Source organism: Nocardia sp. JMUB6875, from assembly GCF_041154655.1.
In the GTDB taxonomy this organism is placed as follows: domain Bacteria; phylum Actinomycetota; class Actinomycetes; order Mycobacteriales; family Mycobacteriaceae; genus Nocardia.
In genome coordinates, this window is sequence record NZ_BAAFGR010000255.1 from 1 (window position 1) to 7,750 (window position 7,750).

Genomic DNA, 7,750 nt, shown 5'->3' on the forward strand with positions numbered 1-7,750 from the left:
ACCGAGGTGAGGAGCCCCGAACAGGGCGCGCATCGCAAGGTCCGGCTCCCGAGGTCCGCCGTGGGCCGCGGGATCGATGAGCACGGCGGCCATCGGGAGACGGACCTGGCGATGCTCGCCCTGTTCGGTGCTCCTCACCTCGATCGAATCCTGGGCGCGTATCAGGAGATCACGCCCCTGAGTTCGGGCTGGCGGCACCGGATTCCGCTGCACCAGCTCCACCCGCTGCTCGTGCACGTAGTACTGTTCGGCGCCTCCTACCGAGGCATGCTGTTGGCAGCCGCGGCCGCGGCGCTGGCAAGCTGAGGCCCACCCTGACACTCTTCCCTCCGAACCGGCTGGGGGAGAGACGTTTTCGGCTGCTCGCTCGACGGATCAGCCGGGCCAGGCGCCGGTCAGGCGTCGGGTGGCGACAGCGCCGGCGCGGTCGACCGCGGCGTGGACCCCGGCGAAGATCGCGCCCTGGACGACAGCGGCCAGCAGCACCTCCTGCCAGCTCCGATCCTCGTCGGTGGCCTCCGGCACGTGCTCGTCGTGGCCGAGCATCCGCCAGGTCTGCCGGAACAACGCCCCGGCGAGCAGGCCACTGACCGCACCCAGAATGAGACCGACCGGCTTGTAGGCGATCTTGACTGCTCTCACCGACTCATCCGTTCCGTCGGCGGCGCACCGCCCACACCGTGATCACCGCACCCGCCGCACCCGCGAGCACGAGGCCGGGATGACTGCGCGCCTGCTCGGCGAGCTGAGCGGTCCTGTGCCGCGCCGGCTCCGGCGTCTTGGCCTGCACTGTGCGACCAACCTGCACCGTTCGGGCGCGAGCCTGCTCGGCGGCATCGGCGGCCTTGCCCCTCAGCTGCTCGGCCTTGGCGACAGCCTGGTGTTTGGCCGCCTCGGCCTTGTCCTGGGCGCGCGCCTTGACATCGGCCTTGGCCGAAAGCGCCTCGACAGTCTGCGCGAGTTCTTCGCGGCTGTGCTCGACCTGCTCACGCAGCTCGTCGACGGTAGCCGCGGTCTTCTTCTCCGGGTCCGACTGATTCATCGGTGTGAGCTCTCCTTGATTTGAGCGATATCGGCTTTCACGGTTTCGACCGTCTGCTCGGGCGTCGGCGGGCTGGCCTGACCGACCTGCGAACGGCCGACCAGCGCCAGCACCGCGGTGATCACCGCGAGCACCCCGGTGACGATCAGCGCCGACGCCCACACCGGCAACACCAGCGCCAACGCCGCGATAGCCGTGAACACCAAGGCCTGCAAGGTCAGAAATCCGACCAACCCCGCACCGCCGAACAGTCCACCGCTGATCCCGTACCGTCTGCCCTTCTCCTTCATCTCCGCCTGCGCCAGCCTCAACTCCCCACGCACCAACTCGGTCAGCTGCTGCGAGGCCCGCTGCACCAACTCACCCACCCGCTCCTGCCCCGGCTCACGGGTAACCGGCCCTGGGCCGATGTGCTGCGACTCCGCACCCGACACAGCAATCACCTCCGCGCTCACTGTCGCTCGACGGTCGCGCCCGGACCACCCCGAACGCCTCTCCCCACCGCCTACCCAAACCCGGGCGTCTGACACCGCGACCGCGGAGAAGGTTGCAGGCGAACAGTCGACTGGAATTGCTGATAGATAACTGTCGGTATTTACTGAGAGGTATGGACGGATCGGCGTTGGTACCGATACTCGTACTCGTGATCGGCTTCTTCGGCCCGATGACCCTGCTGGTCCTGCGCTGGCGAAAGATCAAACGCCACGGCATCGGCGGCGGCGAATTCAACCACCCACTAGCAGCAGCCGGATACGGCGGAGTCCCACCGGGAACCGTCATCCAAGAAGACTTCGGCCGTACCACCACCATCCAAACCCAAACCACCGGCACAACCGACGACCCCGAACCCGACCCTCGCACCAAATGAAGTTGACCAGAAATCGCACGTTGCGCAGGGTGATGTGAATGGACGAGTTGCGCGATGCCGCTGATCGATTCGCGGTAGGCGAGGTCTACAGCGAGGACCCGCTCGCGCTAGACCACGCCAACAAGATCAGGGAGCTCTCAGTGCGCGAATTCGGACAGAAATTCGCGGTGAGAGCTCCCTGATCTTGATTTGCGGGAGGTCAGGACTGGGCGAGGCCGATCACGTTGCCCTGGGGGTCCTTGACGATCGCGACGAGTTTGCCGCCGCCTACGTCGTGGGCGTCTTCGGTGACGGTGCCGCCCGCCTCGACCAGGGACTTGACCTCGGCGTTGATGTCGTCGACGGTCCAGAAGACGGTGCCGCCGATCATGCCGCGCTGCTGGCCGTTGGGGACCAGGCCGACGGCGATGCCGTCGGGGGTTTCGAAGTGCACGTAGTAGGGCTGGTCCACGGCCGGCTCGACGCCGAGCAGGGCGGTGAACTGGTCCTTCGCGGCGGCGATATCGGTTACGGGGTAGAGGATGGCGTCGATCTTCTTGGTCATCGGAGTGCTCCATTTCGTGTTCTGAACTTCGTTGACACTCACGTTATGGCGGGGGCATCCGAGGTTGCTTCTTGATTCCTGATCGCCTTCGCCGGGCGGGGGAAGGGGTGCGCTAGCGTCGGGGGAGTGCAGCTGCAGCGGATCCACCATGTCGCGATCATCGCTTCGGATTACGAGAAGTCGAAGGCCTTCTATACCGAGATTCTCGGGCTGCGGGTGATCGCGGAGCACTATCGGGCCGAAAGGCGTTCGTACAAGCTGGATCTCGCGCTTCCGGGCGGCGGACAGCTGGAGCTGTTCTCGTTTCCGGAGCCGCCGGCCCGGCCCTCCCGGCCCGAGGCCGCGGGTCTGCGACACCTCGCCTTCGTCGTTCCGGATGTGGAGGCGGCTCTCGCCGAGCTGCGGGGTAGGGGAGTGGCGGTGGAGGAGGTGCGGGTGGACGAGTACACGGGGAAGCGGTTCGCCTTCTTCGCCGATCCGGACGATCTGCCCCTCGAGCTGTACGAAGTCTGATCCTCGGAACCCGAGTCGATGACCGTGTCCTCCATGATCAATTTCGAGAATCAGGAAATGGAAATATGCGCATCTACGCATGTTGTCCTGCTCTAAAGATATTCCAGCAATCACTACGCACACGCGGCCGCCTGACCACACTCATCACCCTCCAACCACGAAGAGAGGGGCGGCTATTCGATGCCGCCCGGTCGGCGGGTTGGGCGCTCCCATACGATGGGTCGCATGACCAAAGTGCTCCTGAAGACCTCCGCCGGGGACATCACCCTGGAACTGGACGAGGCCAAGGCACCCAAGACCGTCGCCAACTTCGTCGAATACGTGAAGGAGGGCCATTACGCGGACACCGTGTTCCACCGCGTGATCCCGAACTTCATGATCCAGGGTGGCGGCCTGTCCGCGAACATGCAGCAGAAGCCGGCCCCGCGGCAGGTCGAGAACGAGGCGGCCAACGGCCTCAAGAACGACAAGTACACCGTCGCCATGGCGCGTACCTCGGCCCCGCATTCGGCCAGCGCGCAGTTCTTCATCAACACCAGCAACAACGGCTTCCTGAACTACCCGGGCCAGGACGGCTTCGGTTACGCGGTGTTCGGCAAGGTCGTCGACGGCGAGGCCGTCGTGGACGCGATCGAGGGCGTCAAGACCGGCAACAAGGCCGGCCACCAGGACGTGCCGGTCGAGCCGATCACCATTCTCTCCGCCGAGCTGGTCTGACCTTTTCGCAGCGATAGCAGACGAACGGCCCGCAACCATTGGTTGCGGGCCGTTATCTTCGGTGACGACGGTTGTCGTTGGTGCGGAGCGGGATTCAGGCGTCGAGGACGCGGACCTCGCGGTTGACCACGGGCGGCAGCACCGACCAGGGGAAGTTGATCCACTTGTCGGTGCGCTTCCAGACGTATTCGCAGTCCACCTCGGAGTGCGGCTTCTGGTAGATGACCGCGCAGCGCACCTCGGCGACGTGGTTCTCGCAGAAGTCGCGTACCAGTTTGAGGGTCTTGCCGGTGTCGGCGACATCGTCGGCGACCAGGACCGTCGCGCCGGTGAGGTCGACGGCGCTGGGTACCGGCGGGAGCATGACCGGCATGTCCAGGCGCTGGTCCACGCCGGTGTAGAACTCGACGTTCATGACGTGGAGGTTCTTGACGTCGAGGGCGTAGCCGAGTGATCCGGCCACGAACAGGCCGCCGCGGGCGATCGACAGGATGAGGTCGGGTTCGAAGCCGTCATCGGCGATCTCCTGGGCCAGATCCCTGCTGGCGTCACCGAATAGCTCCCAGCTCAGTTCCTCGCGATCGCTCATGCTCGACTCCGTTCTGCCCGCTGCGTTGGTCTTCGGATCATACGAGGCGGGTCAGGGCTGGTGGGTGAGCGTGTACCAGAGCAGCGCCAGGGTCCCGAGGGCGAAGAGCGGGACCAGGATCATGGTCTCGATCTTGTTGCCGGTGCGGTCGATGATCGGGATGCGGGTGCGGATCTTCAAGGGCCACAACAGGCGGCAGCCGCGGTCGGTGAGGCAGTCGCCGATGAGGTGGGCGAGCGCGCCCAGGCCGACGGAGAACGGGAGCCAGTTGGGTTTGTCGCTGATCCAGTGGTCGATGGCGAAGGTGCCGCACACGGCGAGGATGACGACGGTGCCCCAGGATTTGATGCCGTCGCCGGTGGGCGCCAGGCCGAGTGCCTTGACGGCCAGGGCGAGCAGGAAGAACACCAGCGCGAGTGTGAAGTTGCGGCCGAGCAGGTGCTCGCCTGCCCAGGTGCCGTAGGTGACGGCGGCGACGAAGGCGAAGGAGTGGGTGCCGTGGCGGTGCCCGCCGGAGATCCACGAGATGAACTTGCACGCGTAGTGCGAGATCGGCCCCAGCACATGGGAAATGGTGCCGGAGGGGTGATCGGCGTCGGGCAGCAGCGCGGCGCCCGCGGTGAGGAAGGTGCCCATCACCAGATCGACCGAGCCGATGGCCCCGGATTGCACTGCGGGATAAGTCAAGACGGTGAACGGCAGCGCCGCTGCCGCCGCCGACCAGGCGAGCGCGCCGCTGGTCGCATGTGAATGTCCTAGCACCGCTTGAAGGTTAGCGGATCTGACTGACAGTAATTTCAGGTCGAAGGGTGGGCCGAGGTGTGCTGGTGGGCAGTCGATTCCGCTGATCGAGTCGGGCTCGAGGTGAATCCTGTATCGGCGCAGGGTGATTCGGGCAGAGCGGGCCGGCGCGGCCTGCCGGACTGTGTTTCGCGTCGCTTTCCGGGAGCCCGCGCGCGGCCGCTCAGGGCCCTGAAATAGTCTCGGATCGATTGCGCTTTCCGCTCAGAGAGGAACGGACATGTCGGTAGCGTCCGCGGTGAAGGATCAGATCCAGCAGATCGGTGGGGGTTTCTTTTTCTCCCGGGAAGCGCGAGCCTTCGCCGACAGTACGGGTGTCCCCGGCTTCATGCCCGGGTACACGCGCGGCCGGGCGGGTGTGCTCGGTGATGTGGATGCCGATGTGGTGACCGCCGCTTTCGGGTTCTTCCCCGCTCATTCGATTCGCCAGGCGTGGGAGGCCACCGCATCGACTCCGGCGGCCGTGGGTGCGGCGGGATATCTGAAGGCGTGCCAGGACTTCGGGCGTCGCAAGCTGTCGGGCTTCGAGGAGGGGGAGCGGCTGGCGGAGCTGTTGGAGCGGGTGGTCGAGGCGGCGAGCCCGGTGGGTGTGCCGCTGTTCGCGGGCTGGCGTGCGCTGCCGCGGGCGGAGGACGCGCCCGGGCTGGTGCTGCAGCTGATCCAGACGCTGCGTGAATTGCGCGGCGGTCTGCACCTGGTGGGCGTGCTCGCGAGTGGTCTTTCGCCGTTGCAGGCGGTGCTGATCGCGGGTTCGCCGTTGGCCTCGGGTCCGGATCAGGCGCGCAACTACGGCTGGCCGGAGCCCTTCGAGGAGGTGACCGCGGATCTGAAAGGCCGTTGGATGCAGGCGGAGTCGATCACCGATGAGCTGATCGCGCACGCGTTCGCGGGGCTCGACGACAAGGAGGCCGAGGAGCTGACCACGCTGCTCAACGCCTGCCACGGCGTGGTGTTCGGCGGTCGCTGACGGCCGGTCGGGGTGGGCGTGACACCCACCCCGCAATCCTGCTCAGCGATGCAGGAATTCGAGGGTGACGCGTTCGAAGGCCTCCTTGGCCTCGTACATCACCCAGTGCCCGCACTTGGGGAACACGTGCAGCTCGGCGTTGGGGATCTGGCGCAGCGGGATGAGCGCCATATCGGTGGGGCACTGGCGGTCGTCGGCGCCCCAGGCCATCAGCACCGGGCTCTTGATCTTGTGGAACATCGCCCAGTACGGCGGGGTGGGGGAGTTGGCCAGGAACTGCTGTTGCAGCGCAAGGGCTTCGGTCCCGTACATGGCCTTCAGGCTGGTGTGGGCGGCCGGGTCGCTGGCGGCGGCCCAGCGTTCCTCGACGATCTCGTCGGTGATCATCTTGGGGTCGTAGATCATGCAGCGCAGCCAGCGGTCGAGGCCCTCGCGGGTTGGGTTGTCGGCGAATTCGGCCAGCAGCCGGGTGCCTTCGCTGGGGTTGGGGGACAGCAGGCTGTGGCCGACGCCGCCGATGGCGATGATCTTCTCCACCCGCTGCGGGTGCTGCATGGCCACATTGAGTGCCACGACGCCGCCCATGGAGTTGCCGAGCATGGCCGCGGAGTCGAGGTTCAGTGCGTCCATGAAGCGGACGACGGCGTCGACGGCGGTGAGCACCGGATGGCCGGGGACCGGGTCGCTGACGCCGAAGCCTGGGAATTCCAGGACGTAGCAATGGAAGTGGTCGGCGTAGAAGCCGAGGTTGCCGCGGAAGTTGCGCCAGCCGTTCACGCCGATTCCGGAGCCGTGCAGGAGAATCAGGGGTGGGCCGTCGCCGGCCTCGTGGTAGCGCAGGACGCCCTTGTCGGTGGCGATTTCGCGTCGGGTGTTCTCGTAGGTGACATCCACGCCATCCAACATAGAACAGGTTTCAGTTTGGAGGATCGTGGTTGGGCTGGAAGTCCCGCTCGGTGAACTCCTGATCTCCGATGGCGGATTGGCCACCGAACTGGAGGCGCGCGGGCATGACCTGTCCGACGAATTGTGGTCGGCCCGATTGCTTCTGGACGCGCCGGAGGAGATCCGGGCGGTGCATGCCGCGTACTTCCGGGCCGGTGCGGTGATCGCCACGAGCGCGAGCTACCAGGCCTCGTTCGACGGCTTCGCGGCCCGCGGTATCGACCGGGAGGAAGGCGCGCGGCTGCTGCGGCGCGGTGTCGAGCTCGCGGCCGCGGCACGCGACGAGATGGATGACGGCCGGGAGCGGTGGGTCGCCGCGTCGGTGGGTCCCTATGGTGCGGCGCTGGCCGACGGGTCGGAATACCGTGGCCGCTACGGGCTCTCGATCGCCGAGTTGAAGCGCTGGCATCTGCCGCGGCTGGCGGTGCTGGCCGAATCGGGGGCCGATGTGCTTGCGCTGGAGACGATTCCCGATATCGACGAGGCCGAGGCGCTGGCCGGGCTGCTCGATGGCAGCGGCGTGCCCGCGTGGCTGAGCTACAGCATCGACGGGTTGCGGACCCGGGCGGGGCAGCCGCTGCGGGAGGCATTCGCGATTGCCGCCGATGTCACCGAGATCGTGGCGGTAGGGGTGAACTGCTGCGCGCCGGATGATGTGGCGGCGGCGGTGATGCTGGCGCGGGAGGTGACGGGCAAGCCGGTGATCGCCTATCCGAACAGCGGGGAGGGCTGGGATGCCGAGCGGCGTTGCTGGGTGGGGGAGT

Annotated in this window: 14 protein-coding genes; 7 read left to right on the forward strand and 7 right to left on the reverse strand. The window is 66.6% G+C overall.

The features are described 5' to 3' along the window. Positions 1–306: fructosamine kinase family protein (locus ACAM49_RS36880; RefSeq protein WP_369640163.1), on the forward strand; the 306-nt coding region annotated here is incomplete at its 5' end. 69 nt (positions 307–375) lie between these two features. Here ACAM49_RS36880 and ACAM49_RS36885 read toward each other — a convergent pair. The 3 genes from ACAM49_RS36885 to ACAM49_RS36895 are packed head-to-tail and all read right to left on the reverse strand — an operon-like array spanning position 376 to position 1,476. Then, positions 376–642 (reverse strand): DUF4235 domain-containing protein, encoded by a 267-nt coding sequence (locus ACAM49_RS36885; protein ID WP_369640164.1) that lies wholly within the window; start codon positions 640–642, stop codon positions 376–378. 4 nt (positions 643–646) lie between these two features. Next, complete coding sequence (locus ACAM49_RS36890) at positions 647–1,042, reverse strand: DUF3618 domain-containing protein (RefSeq protein WP_369640165.1); 396 nt, start codon at positions 1,040–1,042, stop codon at positions 647–649. Continuing rightward, the gene (locus tag ACAM49_RS36895; protein WP_369640166.1) at positions 1,039–1,476 is read right to left on the reverse strand and encodes a phage holin family protein; all 438 of its coding nucleotides are present in this window, start codon (positions 1,474–1,476) and stop codon (positions 1,039–1,041) included. The genes ACAM49_RS36890 and ACAM49_RS36895 overlap by 4 nt, the downstream gene beginning before the upstream one ends. Positions 1,477–1,649: 173 nt before the next feature. Between ACAM49_RS36895 and ACAM49_RS36900 the strand changes: the two genes are divergently transcribed. Further along, positions 1,650–1,910, forward strand: coding sequence for a hypothetical protein (locus tag ACAM49_RS36900; protein WP_369640167.1), 261 nt, complete (start codon positions 1,650–1,652; stop codon positions 1,908–1,910). 38 nt (positions 1,911–1,948) lie between these two features. Continuing rightward, positions 1,949–2,092 carry a hypothetical protein gene (locus ACAM49_RS36905; RefSeq protein ID WP_369640168.1) on the forward strand — a complete coding sequence of 48 codons (144 nt, stop codon included), beginning with the start codon at positions 1,949–1,951 and terminating at the stop codon, positions 2,090–2,092. Positions 2,093–2,109: 17 nt separating this feature from the next. On the opposite strand, the gene ACAM49_RS36910 is transcribed toward ACAM49_RS36905, so the two are convergent. After that, complete coding sequence (locus ACAM49_RS36910) at positions 2,110–2,454, reverse strand: VOC family protein (protein WP_369640169.1); 345 nt, start codon at positions 2,452–2,454, stop codon at positions 2,110–2,112. 126 nt (positions 2,455–2,580) lie between these two features. On the opposite strand from ACAM49_RS36910, the gene ACAM49_RS36915 reads away from it, so the two are divergent. Both ACAM49_RS36915 and ACAM49_RS36920 read left to right on the forward strand, forming a co-directional pair. After that, positions 2,581–2,967, forward strand: coding sequence for a VOC family protein (locus tag ACAM49_RS36915; RefSeq protein WP_369640170.1), 387 nt, complete (start codon positions 2,581–2,583; stop codon positions 2,965–2,967). 225 nt (positions 2,968–3,192) lie between these two features. Continuing rightward, entirely contained in the window at positions 3,193–3,684 is a 492-nt protein-coding gene (locus ACAM49_RS36920; RefSeq protein ID WP_040813176.1) for a peptidylprolyl isomerase, read from the forward strand. A gap of 94 nt (positions 3,685–3,778) precedes the next feature. On the opposite strand, the gene ACAM49_RS36925 is transcribed toward ACAM49_RS36920, so the two are convergent. Continuing rightward, complete coding sequence (locus ACAM49_RS36925; RefSeq protein ID WP_040813140.1) at positions 3,779–4,273, reverse strand: phosphoribosyltransferase; 495 nt, start codon at positions 4,271–4,273, stop codon at positions 3,779–3,781. 51 nt (positions 4,274–4,324) lie between these two features. Further along, a complete protein-coding gene (locus ACAM49_RS36930) occupies positions 4,325–5,035 on the reverse strand; it encodes a metal-dependent hydrolase (RefSeq protein WP_369640171.1) in 711 nt (236 codons plus the stop codon). Positions 5,036–5,294: 259 nt separating this feature from the next. Here ACAM49_RS36930 and ACAM49_RS36935 point away from each other — a divergent pair, with 259 nt between their 5' ends. After that, positions 5,295–6,041: a hypothetical protein gene (locus ACAM49_RS36935; protein WP_369640172.1), complete on the forward strand. Its 747-nt coding sequence runs from the start codon at positions 5,295–5,297 to the stop codon at positions 6,039–6,041. Positions 6,042–6,083: 42 nt separating this feature from the next. Here the strand turns inward: ACAM49_RS36935 and ACAM49_RS36940 are convergent, their stop codons facing one another. Continuing rightward, entirely contained in the window at positions 6,084–6,935 is an 852-nt protein-coding gene (locus tag ACAM49_RS36940; protein ID WP_369640173.1) for an alpha/beta fold hydrolase, read from the reverse strand. 46 nt (positions 6,936–6,981) lie between these two features. On the opposite strand from ACAM49_RS36940, the gene mmuM reads away from it, so the two are divergent. Continuing rightward, on the forward strand, positions 6,982–7,750 hold a 769-nt coding region (gene mmuM / locus ACAM49_RS36945), incomplete at its 3' end, for a homocysteine S-methyltransferase (protein ID WP_369640174.1).